The organism is Pontibacillus chungwhensis BH030062, assembly GCF_000770675.1.
Taxonomy (GTDB): Bacteria; Bacillota; Bacilli; order Bacillales; family BH030062; genus Pontibacillus; species Pontibacillus chungwhensis.
On record NZ_AVBG01000005.1, the window covers coordinates 140696 to 161838 of the forward strand.

Annotated in this window: 24 protein-coding genes and 1 riboswitch; of the genes, 17 read left to right on the forward strand and 7 right to left on the reverse strand. The window is 40.8% G+C overall.

Going from position 1 to position 21143, the window contains the following annotated elements; genetic code table 11:
* Positions 1-30 precede the first annotated feature (30 nt).
* The 6 genes from N780_RS08775 to N780_RS19775 all read left to right on the forward strand — a co-directional run bounded on the left by N780_RS08775 (position 31) and on the right by N780_RS19775 (position 7042).
* Positions 31-336 (forward strand): YunC family protein, encoded by a 306-nt coding sequence (locus tag N780_RS08775; protein WP_036782558.1) that lies wholly within the window; start codon positions 31-33, stop codon positions 334-336.
* Positions 337-445: 109 nt separating this feature from the next.
* The gene (locus tag N780_RS08780; protein ID WP_036782560.1) at positions 446-1546 is read left to right on the forward strand and encodes an HD-GYP domain-containing protein; all 1101 of its coding nucleotides are present in this window, start codon (positions 446-448) and stop codon (positions 1544-1546) included.
* 59 nt (positions 1547-1605) lie between these two features.
* Entirely contained in the window at positions 1606-2394 is a 789-nt protein-coding gene (gene yunB / locus N780_RS08785) for a sporulation protein YunB (RefSeq protein ID WP_036782563.1), read from the forward strand.
* Positions 2395-2455: 61 nt separating this feature from the next.
* A riboswitch (Lysine riboswitch) is annotated at positions 2456-2639 on the forward strand.
* A gap of 236 nt (positions 2640-2875) precedes the next feature.
* Positions 2876-4444 (forward strand): Na+/H+ antiporter NhaC family protein, encoded by a 1569-nt coding sequence (locus tag N780_RS08790; RefSeq protein WP_036782566.1) that lies wholly within the window; start codon positions 2876-2878, stop codon positions 4442-4444.
* A gap of 982 nt (positions 4445-5426) precedes the next feature.
* Positions 5427-6944 (forward strand): sodium-dependent transporter, encoded by a 1518-nt coding sequence (locus N780_RS08795; RefSeq protein ID WP_036782570.1) that lies wholly within the window; start codon positions 5427-5429, stop codon positions 6942-6944.
* 2 nt (positions 6945-6946) lie between these two features.
* Positions 6947-7042 carry a MetS family NSS transporter small subunit gene (locus tag N780_RS19775; RefSeq protein ID WP_156969118.1) on the forward strand — a complete coding sequence of 32 codons (96 nt, stop codon included), beginning with the start codon at positions 6947-6949 and terminating at the stop codon, positions 7040-7042.
* A 44-nt stretch (positions 7043-7086) separates the two neighbouring features.
* Here N780_RS19775 and N780_RS08800 read toward each other — a convergent pair whose 3' ends face one another.
* Both N780_RS08800 and N780_RS19205 read right to left on the reverse strand, forming a co-directional pair.
* Positions 7087-8052 (reverse strand): M23 family metallopeptidase, encoded by a 966-nt coding sequence (locus N780_RS08800; protein ID WP_036782573.1) that lies wholly within the window; start codon positions 8050-8052, stop codon positions 7087-7089.
* Between the two features lie 154 nt (positions 8053-8206).
* Positions 8207-8881: a YhcN/YlaJ family sporulation lipoprotein gene (locus N780_RS19205; RefSeq protein ID WP_052114961.1), complete on the reverse strand. Its 675-nt coding sequence runs from the start codon at positions 8879-8881 to the stop codon at positions 8207-8209.
* Between the two features lie 156 nt (positions 8882-9037).
* Between N780_RS19205 and N780_RS08810 the strand changes: the two genes are divergently transcribed.
* Positions 9038-9313 (forward strand): YutD family protein, encoded by a 276-nt coding sequence (locus tag N780_RS08810; protein WP_036782576.1) that lies wholly within the window; start codon positions 9038-9040, stop codon positions 9311-9313.
* A 57-nt stretch (positions 9314-9370) separates the two neighbouring features.
* On the opposite strand, the gene N780_RS08815 is transcribed toward N780_RS08810, so the two are convergent.
* The 3 genes from N780_RS08815 to glpX are packed head-to-tail and all read right to left on the reverse strand — an operon-like array spanning position 9371 to position 10983.
* Positions 9371-9655: a hypothetical protein gene (locus tag N780_RS08815; protein WP_036782579.1), complete on the reverse strand. Its 285-nt coding sequence runs from the start codon at positions 9653-9655 to the stop codon at positions 9371-9373.
* Between the two features lie 55 nt (positions 9656-9710).
* Positions 9711-9980: a DUF3055 domain-containing protein gene (locus N780_RS08820; RefSeq protein WP_036782582.1), complete on the reverse strand. Its 270-nt coding sequence runs from the start codon at positions 9978-9980 to the stop codon at positions 9711-9713.
* Between the two features lie 31 nt (positions 9981-10011).
* Positions 10012-10983 (reverse strand): class II fructose-bisphosphatase, encoded by a 972-nt coding sequence (glpX, locus tag N780_RS08825; protein WP_036782585.1) that lies wholly within the window; start codon positions 10981-10983, stop codon positions 10012-10014.
* Between the two features lie 144 nt (positions 10984-11127).
* Between glpX and N780_RS08830 the strand changes: the two genes are divergently transcribed.
* Together N780_RS08830 and nucF are read left to right on the forward strand one after the other, a co-directional pair.
* The gene (locus tag N780_RS08830) at positions 11128-11565 is read left to right on the forward strand and encodes a DUF86 domain-containing protein (RefSeq protein WP_036782587.1); all 438 of its coding nucleotides are present in this window, start codon (positions 11128-11130) and stop codon (positions 11563-11565) included.
* Positions 11566-11587: 22 nt separating this feature from the next.
* Entirely contained in the window at positions 11588-12361 is a 774-nt protein-coding gene (nucF, locus tag N780_RS08835) for a 5' nucleotidase NucF (RefSeq protein WP_036782589.1), read from the forward strand.
* 84 nt (positions 12362-12445) lie between these two features.
* Here nucF and N780_RS08840 read toward each other — a convergent pair whose 3' ends face one another.
* Positions 12446-12943, reverse strand: a complete 498-nt coding sequence (locus N780_RS08840; RefSeq protein ID WP_036782593.1) for a phosphatidylglycerophosphatase A family protein — start codon at positions 12941-12943, stop codon at positions 12446-12448.
* Positions 12944-13099: 156 nt separating this feature from the next.
* Here N780_RS08840 and yutH point away from each other — a divergent pair, with 156 nt between their 5' ends.
* The 3 genes from yutH to N780_RS08855 all read left to right on the forward strand — a co-directional run bounded on the left by yutH (position 13100) and on the right by N780_RS08855 (position 16643).
* Positions 13100-14077 carry a spore coat putative kinase YutH gene (yutH, locus tag N780_RS08845; protein WP_036782596.1) on the forward strand — a complete coding sequence of 326 codons (978 nt, stop codon included), beginning with the start codon at positions 13100-13102 and terminating at the stop codon, positions 14075-14077.
* 64 nt (positions 14078-14141) lie between these two features.
* Positions 14142-15113 (forward strand): 2-hydroxyacid dehydrogenase, encoded by a 972-nt coding sequence (locus N780_RS08850; protein ID WP_036782599.1) that lies wholly within the window; start codon positions 14142-14144, stop codon positions 15111-15113.
* 285 nt (positions 15114-15398) lie between these two features.
* The gene (locus tag N780_RS08855; RefSeq protein ID WP_036782601.1) at positions 15399-16643 is read left to right on the forward strand and encodes a dicarboxylate/amino acid:cation symporter; all 1245 of its coding nucleotides are present in this window, start codon (positions 15399-15401) and stop codon (positions 16641-16643) included.
* A gap of 636 nt (positions 16644-17279) precedes the next feature.
* Here N780_RS08855 and N780_RS08865 read toward each other — a convergent pair.
* A complete protein-coding gene (locus N780_RS08865) occupies positions 17280-17501 on the reverse strand; it encodes a NifU family protein (protein WP_036782805.1) in 222 nt (73 codons plus the stop codon).
* Between the two features lie 209 nt (positions 17502-17710).
* Between N780_RS08865 and N780_RS08870 the strand changes: the two genes are divergently transcribed.
* The 5 genes from N780_RS08870 to N780_RS08890 all read left to right on the forward strand — a co-directional run bounded on the left by N780_RS08870 (position 17711) and on the right by N780_RS08890 (position 20993).
* A complete protein-coding gene (locus tag N780_RS08870) occupies positions 17711-18034 on the forward strand; it encodes a YuzD family protein (protein WP_438942503.1) in 324 nt (107 codons plus the stop codon).
* Between the two features lie 104 nt (positions 18035-18138).
* Entirely contained in the window at positions 18139-18435 is a 297-nt protein-coding gene (locus N780_RS08875) for a YuzB family protein (RefSeq protein ID WP_052114962.1), read from the forward strand.
* 165 nt (positions 18436-18600) lie between these two features.
* The gene (locus N780_RS08880; RefSeq protein ID WP_036782607.1) at positions 18601-19419 is read left to right on the forward strand and encodes a lipoate--protein ligase family protein; all 819 of its coding nucleotides are present in this window, start codon (positions 18601-18603) and stop codon (positions 19417-19419) included.
* A gap of 39 nt (positions 19420-19458) precedes the next feature.
* Complete coding sequence (lipA, locus tag N780_RS08885) at positions 19459-20406, forward strand: lipoyl synthase (RefSeq protein WP_036782610.1); 948 nt, start codon at positions 19459-19461, stop codon at positions 20404-20406.
* A 224-nt stretch (positions 20407-20630) separates the two neighbouring features.
* On the forward strand, positions 20631-20993 hold the full coding sequence (locus N780_RS08890) for a HesB/IscA family protein (RefSeq protein WP_036782613.1): 363 nt from the start codon (positions 20631-20633) through the stop codon (positions 20991-20993).
* Positions 20994-21143: the final 150 nt, after the last annotated feature.

Here is a 21143-nt window from a genome sequence, read left to right on the forward strand (position 1 = left end):
ATAAATTGTAGCAGAAGGGAGTGGATCACGATGGTTACGGTGGAGCCTGTATGGATTGAGGGAGTTCCGTTTACAGCTGTTTCTGTTGTTTTGCCAAAAACGAACTTGTTAGTCGTTACCCACGAAAAGGGTTATATCATGTGCGGTGCATTAGATGTAGACCTTTTAAATGAGAAATTAGCAGATCGAAACATTGTAGCAGGAAGAGCAGTAGGGGTACGAAGTATTCAGGATCTATTAGATGCGCCTTTAGAAAAGGTTACGGTGGGATCAAAGGTGTATGGTTGGGAAGAAGGAATAACTGGTAAAGAAGCTATGCTAAAATTAGTAAGGTAAGACGCTTAACCATGGTAAGGCGAGGGAGTTTGTGTTTCAAATTCTCTCGGCTATACATAGCTGTGTTAAGTATGGGAGTTAAGTTTGATATAAGTAAGGTTGGGGTGTTATGCGATTACTATCAACGCTTTCCCTAGAACCAGGTTATGAATTGGCCAAACCGATTTATAATGCAAAGGGAAAGGTCTTAATCCATTCAGGTGTTCTGCTAACAGAAAAAATGATAGAAAGATTAAATGGGTTTGGAATTACATACGTTTATATAGAAGACGAGTCAACAGAAGACATTGTGACTGAATTTCCAATTCATGATTCAGTTCGTACTCAGGCTCTTGACCGTATTACGGAAACATTTAATAAAATAAAATCTTCTTCTAGCATAAAGGATTCCTTTATATTTGATCGTACGGGAGAGAAGATGAATGAAGTCGTTAGAAAGATATTATCGGATATTCAAAGCCATCATAAAGCCGTCTCTTTACTTTCAGATGTGTTTGCTTATGATGATTATATCTTTACACATTCATTAAATGTGACGATCTATACACTAGCGCTAGGTACCGAGCTTGGGCTACCCTCAAGAAAGCTAGAAGAGCTAGGGTTTGGCGCTATTTTGCACGATGTAGGGAAAGTACAGGTTCCAAAAGAAGTCCTTCTTAAACCAGGGAGGTTAAATGAAGAGGAATTTAACCTTATTAAAGAGCACTCTGAAGCTGGTTTTAATATGCTTCGTTCAGCACCTAGCGTTCCTCTAGTGGCAGCACACTGTGCTTTTCAACACCATGAGCGCCTTGATGGGTCTGGTTATCCAAGAGGTTTATGTGATCAAGATATACATTACTATGCTAAGATCTTAGCGATAGCGGATGTGTTTGATGCCGTTACAAGTAACAGAGTGTACAGAAGGGCTATGCTTCCTCATGAAGGTCTTGAGATTCTATATTCAGGTGCAGGGACGAAGTTTGACTTACATATGGTTGAAGCATTCAGGAGAAGTGTTGCTGTGTATCCAAACGGATTGAGCGTCATTTTAAGTGACGGACGGAAGGGAATTGTCTCTGAGCAAAATTCAAACATTAGTGATCGCCCTCAGGTGAGGATTTTGGAAGAAAACGGGCAACCCGTTCACTCATATTACGAATTAGATCTAAGTAAAGCCCTGAATATCGTCATTACGGAATGCGATACTACGTTGGTCGGAAAAACGTAATAAAACAGTCAAACCCTGTCCTCATCTTGCATAAGATTGAGGAGAGGGGGTTTTTAATTATGGGGAGAAATAGAAGAAAAGGTTCAATGGCACCACCTCCAGCCAGACAGATATTTATTATAACGTTCATGTTTTTTCTCATAAGCACTTTTGTAAGCTTATGGATTATAAATAAAGGAATCGAGCCGAAGATTATGGAAATCGCAGAGGCGAGAACCGAACAATTTGCGAAAGAAGCTATTGCAGAAACGGTCAGTAAGAAGATGGCAGAAGACCTGAATGTGAATGATTTAGTCCAGTATACTTACGATGATCAGGGTAATGTAGTGTCTGCTGGCTTCAACTCAGCAGCGATCAATAAAGTTACCCGCGATACGTTATTTCGCGTAAATCAATACTTAACAAGATTAGGTGAAGGCGAGGACCCTGACCCTGGTATATCCTATGATGTTGATATCGACAAATCTGAGGAGACGAATACTGATATTGTACAAGACAAACGAACCATTGCCCGAATTCCTTTAGGGCAAGCTACTGGGAATACATTATTATCAAACCTAGGACCGGAGATTCCTGTGCATTTCACTTACATTGGAAATGTAAAAGCAGATGCTATAAAAGAAGAAAAAGAGTACGGCATTAATATGTTAGTTGTCGATATTGATCTGAGAGTTGAAGTAAACTTACAGGTTCTTCTCCCTTTTTCTACAAAAATGATCACAGTGAATACAGAAGTTCCTATTGCACATAATGTGATTATTGGGAAAGTACCGGATTTCTACAATGGTGGTGGCGGTGGAATGAATCCATCTATTGAAGTTCCAACAAACCCCTTGCCAGGACCATAAAATCTTGTTAAGATAATACTTGTCTTACACAAAAATTGAATTTCATCTACCCTTATCATATCGATGAGGTAGAGGCGCATTTAGCATTAGTACCCAGTTTGAGGATGACAACAATGAGAACTGGTGAAAGGGCTACTTGCCGAAGTGTAACGAAGGGTCCCCTTCCTTACGCTGGTGCATTCCCAAATAGAGAATGTACTGTCATGCAAACCGAACGTTGGATTGCATGATGCGCTACTGATCGAGATGGAGGATAACAATATTATTTGCGATAAACAGCAAGTAATGATAGGTTATTTTCTCTATCATTATTTGCTGTTTTTTATTTTCCTCTTACTCTTCTGCATTTAAAGCCAGATTACCACACCAATCTGCGCTCGACAGTACTTGCATCGTCATGTCCATCGTTCCTTTCCTTCAAAAGACATCAGGCCTGAGACACGAAGGAGACCATTATTTAAGATACGGAGGGAACGAAAAGATGGAAGGAACGATTTACTCACTTATACCACCACTTGTTATGCTTGTCTTAGTCTTAGTTACAAGACGAGTGCTTATCTCATTAGGAGTAGGAATATTACTTGGTGCTTTTATGCTCCATGATTTTTCAATAACGGCGACATTATCTGAAGTATGGACACAATTCTATACGATTTTCTATGTAGATGGCGCGCTTAATTTAGGGAACTTATTCTTACTCAGTTTCTTAATCTTGTTAGGAATTACAACAGCCTTTATGACCGCTTCCGGTGGAAGTCGTGCATTTGGAGAGTGGGCGATTCAACGTGTTAAAACACGTAAGGGTGCTCAATCTATGCCAGCTGTATTAGGTATTATTATTTTCATTGACGATTACTTTAATAGTCTGGCCATAGGACAAGTAGCTCGCCCTTTAACAGATCGTTATAAAGTTTCTAGAGCAAAGTTAGCGTACCTGATTGATTCCACATCAGCACCAATTACGGTTATTTCACCTATTTCAAGCTGGGGCGCTTATATTATTGGTACAATTGGAACCATTATTGCAACAAATGAATTAACTCAGTTCAGTGGTTTAGAAGCCTTCGTAAAAATGATTCCAATGAACTTATATGTGTTCGCAGCTATTTTACTTGTGTTCTTAACCATTTATCGCAAGTTTGATATTGGGGCCATGAAGAAACATGAGCAAAAAGCTGAATTAGAAGGGGAGCTTGTTGACAAGACGAAAGACGTTCCAGGGGATTTGAATAATGAATTTAAAGATGTCCGTAACGGCCGCGTCTATCACTTGATTGTTCCTATTATTGTATTAATTGCTGCTACTGTCATTGCTATGGTGGTTACGGGAATTCAAGGAACAGAAGGAAACGTTACCATCCTTGAGATCTTCAAGAATACAAATGTAAACCGCTCATTATTCGCTGGTGGCTTATTTGCCGCACTTAGTGGATTTATTCTTTATGTAACCCAATCAGGTGAAAAGTCATCGCTCAGTAAAGTTAGCCTTGAAGGTTCTAAAGCAATGATGCCAGCTATTTATATTTTAGTATTTGCATGGATGATTGGTGCCATTATTGGTGAGCTTGAGACAGGTAAGTTTCTAGCAGCTCAATTCGAATCTCTAAACATTCAGCCGTCATATTTACCATTACTCGTTTTCTTAGTATCAGGAGGAATGGCCTTCGCGACAGGAACATCATGGGGAACATTTGGAATTATGCTTCCGATTGCAGGTAATATCGCAGCAAACACAGACGTAAGCATGTTCTTACCTGCTTTAGCAGCCGTATTAGCCGGAAGTGTGTTTGGAGATCACTGTTCACCGATTTCAGACACATCAATTCTATCTTCTACAGGTGCAGGATCAAATCACATTGATCACGTCATGACACAGTTGCCTTATGCCTTAATCAGCGCTGCGGCCACTTCTGTTGGTTATGTAGTTTATGGCATGACATCTAGTGCAATGCTCTCTCTTATTATTACCCTGTTGATTGTAGTACTTGTTGTATTTGCGATTAACCCAAAAAGCAATCATTCAAAAGCGAACGAATCCAAAACTGCATAGTTGTGTGAATTCCCGTTATGTAATGTACATAACGGGATTTTTTGCGCAGCTAAGACCTGCGTTAGATCCATATATGGGAAGGAATGTTGAAGATCCGAAGTTTAGAGAATGTTTTCGTTTGCTATAGTTGAGTGTAAGGTGGGCCTGGAAACCACTCGCTTTCCTGTGGGGAGCTGGTGAGCCTCCTCACCCGGCAAAGCCGGGCTCCGGGGTCTCACCTAGATTAAAAAGTGCAGGCGTGGTGCTAGGACCGTACGGATAAGACAGCTTTTTGGAAAAGGCGTTAAGCCTTTGTAAAAAAGATGACTTATCACGCTAGGTCCTCCACGCCGGAACTAGACTGGCTCTTCTGCCCACGGGAGTCTCGCAGTTACCAGGCCCACCTTTGCCATATAAAGGTGAACGAAAACATGCAACAAGTAGAGAGCTTTATTCCTCCCACAATTAAGCTGAGGGGCCGTTCTTTCAACCTTTAGCCAGGGATGTCTTGGGAACGGGGAGACTCCTGCGGGAGAAAGAGTTCGACGAGACCCCGGACTGAACGAAGTGAGGGAGGAGGCTCTAAAAGATAGAGGAAGTTCGACTAAAACCGTCACGTCCTGTGACAACGTCGAACGACCCCACATCGTGTGGGGCCGCCCGCGGAAAGCGAGTCGTTCCCAAGACATCCCAACCACTCAACAAACGTAACGGCCTCCATCTACATAAAATGACTCAACTTCAAGTCTTCCATGTAAGGGAGCTTATATGGAAATCCGCTATTAGGGAACTTTGTTTAGAAAAATAGGCGTAGGAGAAAAAGACTAATTGTAAATATCTGAAAATTTTAAATATTGCTTTACAAGCTGAGGCGGACTGGTTAGAATAAAGACAGCTTATTAGTAAGAAAAGTCTGAAAAAAGAAAAAGAACCACACATTCTCCTGGGATCATAAGCATATGCTTGTAACGCAGGAGAAGACTGGAGAAGGGGAGGGCTATTTATGGAAAAACGTTCTCAATGGGGAACACGGGTTGGCTTTTTGCTTGCAGCAATGGGTTCAGCTATTGGATTGGGGAATATTTGGCGATTCCCGGCGACAGCTTATGAAAACGGCGGAGGTGCTTTTTTCTTACCTTATTTATTTGCACTTCTAACTGCCGGAATCCCACTTTTAATTATGGAGTACACCATCGGTCATAAGTATCGCGGATCTGCGCCTAAGTCACTTGGCAGAATGCGAAAAGGCTTTGAATGGATTGGTTGGTGGCAAGTTGCGATCTCATTTATTATTTCTACTTATTATGCTGTTATCATTGCCTGGGCGATTCTTTACGCAGGGTATGCTTTAAATGGAGCTTGGGGAGATGACACCACTTCATTCTTTGTAGGAGATTTCCTAAACGTTACAGAGCCTGGGGTTGTTGGTGGAATGAACATGAAGATTCTTATTCCGCTGGCGATTGTCTGGTTGATTACATTAACAGTTCTTGGAATTGGTGTTAAGAAGGGGATCGAAGTAGCGAATAAAATCTTTATCCCAACGCTTGTTGTATTATTCTTAATTATAGTTGTACGTGCTTTGACGCTTGACGGAGCAGTTGATGGTCTTCAAGCATTCTTCCAGCCAAATTGGGATGCAATAGGAGACCCTGGAGTTTGGGTTGCTGCTTATGGACAGATCTTCTTCAGTTTATCCATCGCTTTTGCGATTATGATTACGTATTCTTCTTATTTACCAAAGAAATCTGACATCACAAATAACGCTTTTATCACAGGTTTTGCAAACTCATCTTTTGAATTATTAGCTGGTATTGGTGTGTTTGCTGCTCTTGGCTTTATGGCATTGCAAACAAATCAGGGTGTAACAGATGTAGTAGATGGGGGAATTGGTCTAGCCTTTATGGTCTTCCCGCAAATTATTAATGAGATGCCTGTCTTATCAGGAGTCTTCGGCTTCTTATTCTTTGCTTCTCTAGTGTTGGCTGGTTTGTCTTCGTTAATTTCCATTACCGAGACATATGTAGCTGGTGTGGCAGAGAAGTTTAATCTATCCCGTGTAACGGCGGTTGCAATCGGTGGGGGACTCTCAGCAATCATTTCCCTTCTTTACGCTTCAAACGGAGGGCTTTTCTTCTTAGATACTGTAGACCACTTCATTAATAGTTACGGTGTTGCTCTTGCTGGTCTGTTTGAAGTTGTAGCTGTTGCTTGGTTTGCGAAAGAGCTTAAGAATCTTCAGGCTCATGCAAACAGTCTGTCAGATATAATGTTAGGGGCCTGGTGGAGAGTTTGTCTGGCTTGGATTACTCCGGTCGTATTGGGTTATATGTTATTACAAAACCTGCGTGTTGAACTTATGGAAAACTATGAGGGATACCCAATTGAATTCTTATTCTACTTCGGATGGGTCGTTGCCATTGGAGCCATGTTCGTAGGTGCCTTAATGACGGTCAGAAAGTGGCCAAATAACGAATTAGAAATGCCAATAGATTCCAAGGATGAGAAGGAGGTTGGCTAAACATGAGTTGGATTGTAATGTTTGTAATTGGAGCTACTGTCATTTGGGGTGGTTTAATAGCCAGCATTGTGCGGGCTGTTAAAGCATCTAAATCATAAAATTATTAAAAAATCCCTCTACGCAATAGCGCGAGAGGGATTTTTTATTTTTTCATTTGACGTGTTTGTCGTTCCCAAAGTTTTAAGTGAGGATACGGATCAAAAGACCACTCTGAGTGACCGTTATCTTTATACATTCCATAATGCAAGTGTGGCGGGAATTTTCCTGATGTGCCAGGCGGGCCATAACCAGATGCACCAACATATCCGATAACATCTCCTGGTTTCACCACTTGCCCTACGTTAACATTTTTCTCAAATCCGTTTAAATGAGCGAAATAATGGTAAATATTATGGATGTCTCTTACACCAACTCTCCATCCGCCATACTTGTTCCATCCTTTCATCTCAATTACTCCATAAGATGTAGCACGTACAGGAACTCCATAATTAGCAAAAATATCGGTTCCTTCATGAATTCGTCGTCCACCAAATCCACGCGGGTCTCCCCAAGTGTTTTTATAGCTATAGTTATGGTGAAGGGGGACAGGGAATATATGTTGATCTAAATCAATTGTTTTTTCTTGCTTAAAAACTTCTGCTGTATTAACGATTGTTTGAACGGATAAATCTCTTTCGTAATAATTCCAAAGAGCAATTTTAATATCTTGTTTAGATGTACCAAATCCACTCATCCATTGGGAAAAGGATACAAGAATATCGGCATCATTGGTGCGATCAGCCAACTGGTCTCCATCTCCGTCTTGGCCTATGCCTTCAAATAGTGCAATTTCTGATACAGGAAGAATATCTTTTTGACTTGGATTCGTTGCGCCGTTCCACATCTCTTTAGGAATGGTAATTGAAATGACACCTTCAGATGCGGGCTCTTTTTGAATATTACGCTCATATTGATCGACAGCTGCAAGGTAGTACCATGGAATTTGAGTGAGTGATTGCATTGTTTTATATAGATTCATACGTTGTTCTGTTTCATCTGTTTTCTCTTCTGCCCATGTATGTTGTGGAAGGAGGGCTAGCAGCATGATAAATGCTACTAAACGTTTCATATAATTTCACCTCCGAGTGATGGATTATAACAATAGTGTGTGAAAGCATTAAATGAAACATAAGTGGTAAATGTTAATAATAAGAAGGCATTTGATCTAGTATGAAAAAAAGGGACTGTTTATGGCAAACAGTCCCGTCTTAGCAATGGTTTAACTACTGGTTCATGCTTTGGTCTTGAACGTCACGTTTGTCTTTTTTAGACTTTGTTTCATCATTGTACATAGCTTCTCCCTGTGGAGATTTACGCATTTCTTCAATGGTTGATTCAAGCATGTTGCGGTAGTTTTTATCGCTTGTTTTCATATTGCTTAAAGATGCTAAGTCTTTATACATGTCTTTCTGGTCTGTCACATATACCTCGAAGTAACGAGGGACGGTAGAAATTGCTGTTTTCTTCGCAATGTCAGCAGCGCGATCTCGATCTACATCGTCTTCTTTCGTATAGGCAACGAGAACTTCTGAATCTGTTACAAGTGTAGCCGCATCTTTAAATGCGTTAGCTTGTAGCATGTAACGAGTGATCAAGTCACTTACAGCTTCTCGGTCCATAATCCCGTAGCGGACTTCATCAAGCTTGTCAACTTCTCCGCGTGAGTAGCGATTATAACCAAGACGTTGAGATGAATTGTTATTGGTATTCATATCCTCAACAGATTGGTAATTGTAGTTCTTGTTCTTATTGCGGTCGGCATCATCGTAACTTACATTGGTGCCATACCCATCGTTATTCATATCCATTGCGCCCTGGTCTGTGTTTTCAGCACCACAGCCCGTTACAACTAAAGTTGTTGCAAGAGCAGATGCTGCGATCCATGATTTGTAGTTCAATGGAAACCCTCCTCTAGCATGATATTGTTTCTCCCTCACCTATAGCTTTAGTCAATATGGAAAGTTCATGCTAGAAAATATTGATCAAACAAGAAAAGTAAAAGTCAAAATATCCAAAATATGATACACTAAAAGCACTATTAAGAGGTGATCGACGTGGTAGAAATTCAAGGAAAGAATTATCAGGTTGTTCTAGACGAAAAAGAGGGCTTCCAAGAAGAAGCAGTTAAGGAACGATTTAGCGATATTTTAAGTAAGTATGATTTTATCGTTGGGGATTGGGGATACGGACAGCTTCGTTTGAAAGGTTTTTATGACGACCAGAATCCTAAATCTACATTTGATACTAAGATCAGCACGCTAGATGATTATATGTACGAATACTGTAACTTTGGTTGCGCTCATTTCGTTTTGAAGAAAACAGACAAGTAAGCATATGAGCACATTAAGAGAGCAGGGCAAAACCTAATACGGTTTGCCCTGCTCTATTTATTGTTCTTGAGATGGTTTTACTTCTTTGTCTGGATGATCGTGTGTTGGATGAGAAGCTGGGTCTAAGCGTTGTAAGTCTTTATGAAGCGATTTGTTCTCATAGTTAAAAGCACTATAGTACCGTTGGCCTGGTTTCCAAGGTGTGCTTTTATTTTCTACTGGCTTATCTTTATTACGAGGAGCCCCGTAAGGGCCTTCAGGCATTTGCTCTGGTGTTACGTAATTTCTCATGGCTTCAACATTTGCAAAGTCAGAGTATTTCTCTTTGTCTTGTTCAGACATAAAAATCCCCCTCCTATTGCTACGTAGTGTTCCAATAGGAGGGGGGTTTCATTCATTATACAACTTTACGTAGGAATGCTCTTAGTTCTTCTGCTTCCACTTCTGTTAAATTGAAGGCATGCTCAAGGTGTCCATCTTCCTCTACTTGCGATTGGTTCAAAAGAGCGTAATGGTTGCTTTGTAAATTCATGACCATTTTCTTGTCTTCGTATTTCTTAGAGGTTGTAATAGCCAAGTCGTAGCGATGGCTCTCTCCCATAAAGCTTACAAAGCGTGTAGAAGTGCTTTCTTCTTCATCAGTAAGAAAAAGTCGATCTTCTTTCATGCTTGTACTCCTTCCTTCTTAACAAGTCTTATTATTCGTTCACTAATAAGTGTGGCTTACGATCTAAGTGGTGATTCGCTTTTATGAAACGAACCGTACCTGTTTTAGCGCGCATAACAATTGAATCTGTCTCTGTAAGGTCATTGCCTAAGAATTTCACACCGTGTAGCAATTCGCCTTCTGTTACTCCTGTAGCAGCGAAGATTGCGTCATCACTCTTCACCAAATCATCGAGTGTCAAAAGTTGACGAGGATCTGCTAGACCCATTTCCATGCAGCGATTTGCTTCTTCTTCATTTTGGGGAACTAAACGAGCTTGCATGTCGCCATCAAGACATTTAACGGCAGCCGCTGAAATAACACCTTCTGGCGCTCCACCTGTGCCGACAAAGATATCAACACCAGTGTGAGGTATGCAGCTTGCTATAGATGCTTCTACATCACCATCACCAAACAGTTTAACGCGAGCACCTTTGGCACGAACACGTTCGACAAGCTCTTCGTGTCTTGGACGTTCTTGGATAATGACAGTAAGGTCGCGGATACGTTTATTATTAGCTTCTGCCACAATATCAATCGTTTTTTCGATTGGATCATCTAAACTAATTTTTCCTTTTGCATTTTTTCCGACTGCAATTTTTTCCATATACATATCCGGAGCGTGAAGAAGGGCACCGCGATCAGCAGCTGCGATAACAGCCATAGCGTTGTTGTGTCCTTTTGCTACGATATTCGTTCCTTCCAAAGGATCAACAGCGATGTCCACGGCAGGTCCTTGTCCATTCCCTAGTTCTTCCCCGATATACAACATTGGGGCTTCATCTAGTTCTCCTTCTCCAATTACGACTGTACCTTGCATCGTAATGGAATCAAACATGCTTCTCATGGCGGAAGTGGCTGCATCATCTGCTTCATCTTTCTTACCTCTTCCCATCCATTGAGCTGAGCTCACTGCTGCGGCTTCGGTTACACGTACAAGTTCTAGAGCTAATTCGCGATCCATTTCATTTCCTCCGATACTTTAAATTCCTTTTATATCATAGCAAAATACCAACATAATTTAAATGAAATTTGTATTTTAGCGTTTTGTGATATCATGAAATAAGATCATTTGGTTCTTGTAGTAAGAAATGAGGAGGACATACTTATGTATTTTGTGGATCGAAGTAAAATTGAAGCTACTCTCAAGCATTTGGATGGCTTAATGAGAGTATATGAAACACAAACCTTTGAGGGTGATTTGGGAGCATTAGCGCTTGAGCGTCTTGCGCAGATGAGTATAGAATCGGTTATAGATGTGGGGAATATGATGATTGACGGTTTTATAATGAGAGATCCGGGAAGTTATCATGATATCATTGATATTTTAGTCGACGAGAAAGTAATTCCTAAAGAAGATGAAGACTGTTATAAAACACTTATTTCTTTAAGGAAGCCTCTTGTTCAAGATTATGTCAATATTAAACCGGCCACGATTCATGAAACGCTTGAAAAGAGTATGCCAGCAATCATTCATTACAGTGAACATGTTCGCTATTATTTACATCATGAATTGGGCCCTGTATCAGCGTTTTCAAACTCCTAATCATTAAAGAGGTGACACAGCAATGAATAAGACATATAAAGGTTATTTAATCGATCTCGATGGAACAATGTACAGAGGAACAGAACGAGTTGAAGCTGCATCTGACTTCGTCAAGACACTCCGAGAGAAAGAGATCCCCCATCTGTTTGTAACGAATAATTCATCACGTCGTCCAAGTCAGGTGGCAGACAAATTAAACACGTTTGATATTCCCGCTCAACCTGAACAAATTTATACAACAAGTATGGCGACGGCCTCCTATATCAAAGCGCAAAAGCCAGGAGCAAGAGTATATGCAATGGGAGAAGAAGGGTTGATGCACGCTTTAGAAGAAGCTGGACTTACACTTGCAGAGGAAAATTGTGATTATGTTGTGGTGGGCTTGGATCACGAGTTGAACTATGAGAAGCTCACAAAAGCTTGCTTAAATGTACGAGCAGGTGCAACCTTCTTGTCAACAAACGGAGATGTAGCTATCCCGACTGAGAGAGGCATGTTACCAGGTAATGGTTCTATCACTTCTGTTGTAACTGTATCAACCGGGGTTGAGCCCACATTTATTGGAAAGCCAGAGTCTATTATCATGGAGCAAGCTATGGGTGCAATTGGTTTAAATAGAGAAGATATGTTAATGGTGGGGGACAACTACAACACGGATATCTTAGCGGGGATGAACGCCGAGATGGATACCTTGCATGTTCAGACAGGTGTTACGACAAAAGAACAGTTGTCTCAATACAGCCAGCAACCAACTTATACGATCTCAACATTACATCAATGGATTCCTTATTTATAATTCAGATGGATACAAAAAGGCAGCTTACCGATTAGGGAAAGCTGCCTTTTTTGTCCTATTCTATGTAGGGGGGCGGAGGCCAAATTAGGCCTCTGCATTTGCGTCACTGTGAGCTAAACGACTTGATGCTGCAGCTGCAATAGCACCCACGATGTCATCTAAGAAAGTATGGCACCCATTAGATTTGTCATTTAACTTCTCCAGGATTCCAGGTTTTTGCTTATCAATGTATCCGTAATTTGTGAATCCAATAGACCCGTATACGTTGACTATTGATAAAGCAATGACCTCGTCAATGCCATATAAACTTTCATCAGTTTCAATCGTTTCCTGAAGAGGAGATTGAAGCATTTTCTTCTCAGCCATTATATCTAATTCGATCCCAGTTAAGATCGCATTTTGTACTTCTCTCTTTGCAATTACTCGGTTTACATTGTGTAAGCACTCTTCCATCTCAAGGTTGTCATGATACTTAGATTGAAGATAGTGTACAAGATCTGCGATATCGTTTAGTGTTACGCCACGTTCTTTTAACAGTTCTCGTGCTTTTTGTTCTAACTCTGTCATTTTTTCTTTTGCCATGATTATCACCTATTTCTTAAGTATCGAGTATATCCATACTATTACCTATATCGTATAGTATGAAACTAAATGAAAAACGTGCATGAGAACCAATCATGCTTATCGTTATCATACATATCTATATAGATAAGAGCAACTAAAAGGGTGGTAGGTTATATGAGAGACCAACTTCAACAAGAATATCAGGTGTACTTAGGTAAAGAGATTCATGATAATGGGTTGTATGGTTTCGAAGGAAATGATGGGCGCTATTTCTTAATCCCTTACGAAGAAGGACAGGATGATGAGGTCTATGAACAACGTACAATTTGCGAATATATAAGGAATCAAGGTGCTGTGCAGATTGGGGTGCCTCTTTTTACGAAAGAAGGTACATTATATACACAAAAAGACAATCAATCTTACATGTTGGTCCATGTCCCCTGGGCTTCTTCAGATGTTTCTGAGGGAGAGTGGCTTACGAACCTTCATGACATTGGAAATCGTTACCCTTATCAACCACAACAGATTTCTAGGTACGGTCAATGGAAATCTCTTTGGGAATCTAAGGTGGACGCTTGGTTTGAACAGTATAAAGTCCAGTGGAATGAGCGACCGTCTTCTTCTATGAGAAGGCTATTTATTGAGACGTTCCCTTATCTTGAGGGTATATCTGAAAATGCAATTCAATATTTACAAGAAAGTGAGCAAGATTGGAGATATGAACAAAACGACCAGGGCACATTTACTTTAAAGCGCCTACATCCATCCATGATGTCCCAAATTATTTGGCCTCATACATTGGTGTACGATCATCCTGCACGGGATTTGGCAGAATGGATCCGGTATTCATTATTGAGTCACGGCACTAATGCATACCCTGCTATTCGTACAATGCTTGATGAATATGAACGAAATCGACCTCTTTCCGTTTTTAGTTGGCGCTTAATTTATGCCCGGCTCGTATACCCAGTTCATCTATATGATGTCTTAGAGCGGACTCTACAAGCTGGAGAGGGGGAACAAAATACGCTGGAACAAGAATATCGATCCCTGCTTCAACAGCAAGGTCAGTATGAAAAGCAGCTAAAAGAATTCTTTGATGCTGTTCATATTGACTATAAGAGACTCAGTATTCCAATATTAGATTGGTAAAACCAAAATAAGGGAAACTTCATGCTATGATGGGCAATAATTATAGCTATAGAGGAGGATCCTGATGTCAAAACCATTGATCTATATCACACGAAAACTACCTCAATCAGTAGTTGAACCATTTGAGTCTAACTATACGATTGAAATGTGGCCAGAAGAAGAAAAGCCGGTTGAAAGAGAAGTACTGCTTGAGAAGGCTCAACAAGCTGATGCATTAGTAACAATGCTTAGTGATCAAATTGATAGTGAGGTCTTTGAACAACAAACGAATCTTAAAGTGATTGCGAACTTAGCCGTAGGATATGACAACATTGAGCTGGGTGCTGCAGAAGATGCAAATGTAATTGTCACAAATACGCCTGATGTTTTAACGGATACAACGGCTGATTTAACTTTCGGATTGCTATTATCTACGGCAAGGCGTTTAATGGAAGCTGAGCGGTATGTAAAAAATAATGATTGGAAGAACTGGGCTCCTTTATTGATGGCTGGACAAGATGTTCATCATAAAACGATCGGCATAATTGGGATGGGGCGTATAGGAGAAGCTGTTGCTAAACGAGCGACTGGCTTTGAAATGGAGCTCCTTTATCACAATCGCAGTCGTAAGGTTGAAGCTGAAGAAAAACTAGGTGCCACCTATGTAGGGTTTGAAGAGCTTTTAGAACGGTCTGACTTTGTGGTTTGCTTAACACCTCTTACAGAAGAAACACGCGGTATGTTTAATAAAGATGCGTTTGAAAGAATGAAGGATACAGCTATATTTGTTAATGCCTCTCGCGGGGCACTGGTAGACGAAGGGGCACTCTACGAAGCAATCGAGCAGAATGTAATAGCAGGAGCGGGTTTAGATGTATTTCAGAATGAGCCAATTTCAGCCGACCACCCACTTCTAAGTTTTGATCAAGTTGTGGCTACCCCTCATATTGGCTCTGCATCTGAAGAAACAAGGAAAAGAATGATGACACTTTGCCTTGAAAATATCCAGCAAGTGATGAATAAGGATGAGGCTAAGACACCAGTAACTCGAGTGTGAAATCAATATAATAGGAAAGTTTAAAAAAGGCAAGTAGATTCTGATAAAGAATCTACTTGCCTTTTTTAGCGGAACTTAGTGTTTATACAAGAAGAGGTGCTATGTTTTAGAGGAAGGCGTAATAAAAAATTTAGGTTTAACAAGATTGATTTGGCGCATAGTTATGCGGATGGTGAATAATGTCTGTATTAGATTTTTCGAACTATTATTGAATTACCCTAACTTCCTCTTTTATAATGGTGTTTATATATACAATAGTATACCAGCATGAGGGGGAGGAAAGAGATGTCATTAACGAAAAAAATCTTACTTGGAATGGGACTAGGTGTGTTAGTTGGACTATTACTAAATAGCTTGGACCCTTCCATTTATGATAATGCACAAAAATACGTTCTGTATCCAGTCGGGCAATTGTTTGTGAGCCTGATTAAGATGCTCGTTGTACCGATCGTAGTTGTTTCATTAATTCTTGGGACCTCAGGAATTAGTGATCCGAAAAAGCTAGGGAGAATTGGAATTAAAACGGTTCTGTTCTTCCTTGTTTCAACAGCGATTGCCCTAACCCTAGCTTTAGGTTTAGGTTCGCTCTTCCAACCAGGCGCTGGTGGATCGGCTGTTCAAGGTGGAGATTTTGAAGCGAGTGAGGCTCCACCAGTTGTGGATACGCTTATCAATATTATTCCTTCTAATCCACTTGATGCCATGGTGAAGGGGGATATGCTTCAAGTTATAGCCTTTTCTATCTTTATCGGAATTGGACTTTCACGCATTGGGACGCGCGGTAAAGACTTATACCGATTAGTCGAACAAGCTAATGATGTCTTGATGTACCTTGTTCAGCTAGTTATGAAGTTTGCCCCGTATGGTGCATTCGCTTTAATCGCAGACGCCATTGGATCACAAGGTAGTGATTCTCTGTTGAAAATGGTGAAATACTTGGCCGTTGTACTACTTGCACTATTTATACACCTTGTTGTCACCTACGGTTCAGCTATTGCTTTATTAGGAAAGATGAACCCGATTCAATTCTTCAAGAATTTCTCTCCAGCGATGGTTGTTGCGTTTAGTACATCAAGTAGTTCAGGTACATTGCCTGTCTCTATGAAAACAGTGCAAAATAAGTTAAACGTGCCAAAACCAATTAGTAGCTTCGTGCAACCACTCGGTGCAACGATTAACATGGACGGTACAGCTATTATGCAAGGTGTCGCAACGATGTTCATCGCACAAATGTACGGGGTTGACCTTGCATTTAGCGACCTTGTAACAGTTGTTCTAACAGCAACACTTGCAAGTATCGGAACCGCAGGAGCACCTGGAGTAGGGCTCATCATGCTTTCGATGGTTCTAACATCCGTTGGACTTCCTGTAGAAGCAATTTCTCTTGTCCTTGCCGTTGACCGCCTGATCGACATGTGTCGTACAGCGGTAAACGTTACAGGAGACGCTACAGCAGCAGTCATTATTGCCCGCTCTGAAGCAGGACGCGAAGACGAAATTCCAGTTGTACAAGAGCAAAAACATGCTTAATAAAAAGCAGTTCTTCCGATCAGGAAGAACTGCTTTTTTTATGTCATATTGTTTAACTGTATTTTGTTTGATCCATATAAGCTTACTGATATGGAACGCTTGAAGCTAATATATTTTAATTGGAAGGGACCGTTACGTTTGATGAGTGCTTGGTCTTGCTCGGGGACAACTCGCTTTCCTGCGGGGAGCTGGGAAGCCTCCTCGTTCGCTTTTCGCTCTCTGTGGGGTCTTCCCTAGGCTCCTTTTCCCGCGGGAGTCTCGCAGTCCCCGAGCAAGCCCTGGCTTTAAAGAGGTGAACAGCCCGCATATGGGATAAGGAAAGGTCACTTCTTTCTAAATGGCATGTTTCCGTTCCTTCGTATTTGGCAAAGGTGGGCCGGGAAACTGCGAGACTCCTGCGGGAGAAAGAGGTAGACGAGACCCCGGAGCGAACGAAGTGAGTGAGGAGGCTCGACAGCTCGCCCGCGGAAAGCGAGTAGTTTCCCGGACCACCTTACTCAACACTAACGTTAACGGAAACATTCTCTCAAACTTCGAGTCTTCAATAATCCTGCTCGAAAAGGAAGGCATAAAAAAAGCTTGTAGAATGATCTACAAGCTGTTTCATATAGTGAATAGCCAAATACTTGCTACAAATTAAAAGACTTGTTCTACTTCGCGAATTCCAGGTACCTCTTCTACGAGTGCACGTTCGATCCCGGCTTTAAGGGTGATTGTTGAACTTGGGCAACTACCGCAAGCCCCCATTAGACGAAGGCGAACAATTCCTTCATCTACATCGACTAATTCAACGTCTCCACCATCACGTAGTAAGAAGGGACGAAGTTTATTCAATACTTCTTGTACTTCATTTTCCATCATCCATCTTCTCCTTTCCTATACATCCATTATAATGCGTGTAAGCAAAAAAATCTATTGTGCAAACTGAATTTATCTTTGTGAAACTTGATTTTGCAATCGGATTTTTATTTTACAATTCATTAGTCGATCTCAAAAATAATTTTATATTTATTGAAACATTTTGTAAAATGAAAGGTAGTAGAAGTTTCCTGTGGGGGTGGATAAATTTGAGTGAAGTTGTAATTACGGTATATGGAGCAGAAGAGCGCTGTGCAAGTTGCGTAAATGCTCCAGGCTCTAAAGAGACGTTTGAATGGTTACAAGCAGCGATTGGACGTAAGTATCCTAATGAACATTTTCAATATCAATATGTCGATATTATGAATCCTCATGTTGAAGAGGAATACAGAGACATTACACAACGCATATTAGATGAAGAATTTTTTTACCCGTTGATCGTTATAGACGGAGAGGTCGTAGATGAAGGTGCCCCTCGATTGAAAGTCGTTTTCAAAGCAATTGAGGAGAAGGGAATTCAGCCAACTGGATAAAAAGGGTGTTAGCTTTTGTCTGTCTTATAACAGAAGACAAATGGGGAGGTGTTTCCTGTCTGGAAAAACCATGAGTTAAGTCCGTTGTCGTCTTGGACTAGAATATGGTAGCATGTATCTTTGAAGAGGGGATTCACCATAATAGAAAAGCAGAGGTGGATCTTGTGAACCCAATTATCGAATTTTGTATTAATAACTTAGCAAGCGGATCTCAAAAAGCCAAAGAAGAGCTCGAAAAAGATCTTGAACTTGATGTCATAGAATATGGTTGCCTTAGCCATTGTGGCTTATGTGCTCAAAGCCTGTTTGCACTCGTTAACGGTGATCGAGTTACAGGCGAAACTCCAGAAGAATTAGTGAAGAATGTGTATCAACACATCGAAGAGAATCCCCTGTTCTAACTTCACGATCAATAGAAAAGCGCGGGCCAATTTACCTGCGTTTTTCTATTATTTCCATACATAGAATATGCAGGGGGTTTTACAAGTATTAGGTAGATTGTTAAAATATACTTTGTTCATTTACCTAGATAAAGGATTTCTTATGTATAGAAAAGAGGCTCAGGCATGAAAGAAAAATGGTGTTATGTAGATTCGGGTTATGCCTCCCCTGCTTATAATATGGCGCTCGACGAAGCGCTTTTAAAATGGCATAGTAAGGGTGAAATCCCTCCTGTAATTCGCTTTTATGGATGGGAACCGGCTGCTGTGTCAGTAGGATATTTTCAAAAGATAGATGGAAAGATTGATCTTAATTCTGTTAAGGCACATGGATTTGAAATTGTTCGTCGCCCCACAGGTGGCAGAGCTGTCCTCCATGATAATGAATTGACCTATAGTGTCATTGTTTCTGAGAAACATAATTCCATGCCTCCCACGGTAACAGAAGCTTACCGGGTTATTTCTGAAGGTTTATTAAAAGGATTCAGAAATTTGGGAGTTGCCGCGGAATTTTCAATTCCAGAAGGAAAGATCAAACAAACGGGATCTGCTGTTTGTTTTGATGAACCTTCTTGGTATGAATTAATTGTTGAAGGTCGAAAAGTTGCAGGAAGCGCTCAGACAAGACAAAAGGGTGTTATTCTTCAACACGGTTCAATCCCTATCGCTATGGATGATGTGACGTTGTTTGATATGTTCATCTATCCAAATGAACGTGTGAAAGAGAGAGCTCGTAAAGCCTTTGGTGGGAAAGCGGTAGCAATCAATGAGGTGGCTGATCGTGATGTACCAATGGAAGAAGTGAAGAGTGCTTTTAAAGCTGGCTTTGAACAAGGGCTAGATGTAGAATTAATACCATATAACCTCACAGAAGAGCAACGAGAAGAAGTAGAAGAACTTGTTCGTACCAGGTACCAGACAGATGAATGGACTTACTCTCGTTAAATGTTTTGCTTGAAATAATAAGTATAAGGATGTGTAAACATGGCGAAGAAAGAAGAACACGTACGTAAGCCGGAATGGCTAAAAATTAACATCAAGACAAACAAATCTTATAATCGCTTAAAGAAAATTATGCGTGAGCGCGGCCTACATACAGTTTGTGAAGAGGCAAGATGTCCAAACATTCACGAGTGCTGGAGCGAACGTAAAACAGCGACCTTTATGATTCTAGGTGATACATGTACACGTGGTTGTCGTTTCTGTGCCGTTAAAACGGGCCTTCCGAATGAACTTGATATGCAAGAACCAGAGAAAGTTGCAGAGTCGGTAGAACTTATGGACCTTAAGCACGCCGTTGTTACAGCTGTTGCGCGTGACGATTTAAAAGATGGCGGTGCATTTGTATTTGCCGAGACCGTTAAAGCGATTCACCGTCGTCAGCCAGGTTGTACTGTTGAAGTACTACCATCTGACATGGCCGGGGACTATGACAGCCTTCGTATGCTTATGGATGCAGGCCCTGATATCTTCAACCATAACATTGAAACCGTTCGCCGTTTGACGCCAAGAGTTCGTTCTAAAGCTACGTATGATCGTTCTCTAGAACTTCTTCAACGCGTAAAAGAAGTAGCGCCAAACACGCCAACAAAGTCAAGTATTATGGTCGGCCTTGGTGAAACAAAAGAAGAAATTATTCAAGCAATGGATGATTTACTTGCTCATGACGTTGATATCATGACAATTGGTCAGTATCTACAACCTACGAAGAAACACTTGAAAGTAGAAAGATATTACCATCCAGACGAGTTTGAAGAGCTTCGTCAGATTGCTATGGAAAAAGGATTCCAGCACTGTCAGGCAGGACCATTGGTTCGTTCTTCTTATCATGCGGATGAACAAGTAAATGAAACTTCTCTTCAACGTCGTATTAAGTACATGAAGGGTTATGAAGAGACCTCAAACGAGAAATTGGACACATTAAACTTCTAATTTATTTTAAAGACCTGCAGAACTATGCTGCAGGTCTTTTTCTTTTCAATTCATGTATTTAAACATTTGTTCGTCGTTTTCTTTTGATCATCTCTATGTTCGAACCATCCCCCTCATTTTGCTCATGATAAGAAAAGGTTTTTAACCTATTCTGGTTTGAAAAATTGAAGAGTATGTCATTTGTTAGTATACTGAGGGTAAGAAAGACGTAAGGAGGTACATGTATGACAATTAACATTACCGATAGTGCCAGCCAACAGATCCAGGAAATGATGAAGGATGAAGAGAATCAGAATGTTCGCCTTCGTTTTGGCGTAAAAGGCGGCGGGTGTAGTGGTCTATCTTATGCAATGGGTTTTGAGAGTGAAATTAACGAAGAACTAGATACAACATTTGAAGCGAATGACATCCCTGTAGTAATGAATAAACAAGACATGGCTGTAGTAGAAGGAACAACAATTGATTTTAAGCAGAACATGATGGGTGGAGGATTTACGATTGATAACCCAAATGCCATCGCTAATTGTGGCTGTGGCTCATCATTTAAGACTGCAACGAACGCTGGTACACCAGATAAAGATTGTTAATACCATTTATAAACCCGCAAGCCTTAAAAGGCTTGCGGGTTTTTTATGCTTTGCAGCAATGAAGGGTGTCTGACACCCTTTTGTGCTTTAGCGCAATAATGCGTGCCAGACACCGTTTAATGCATCATTTCGGTAATGTACTAAAGGGTG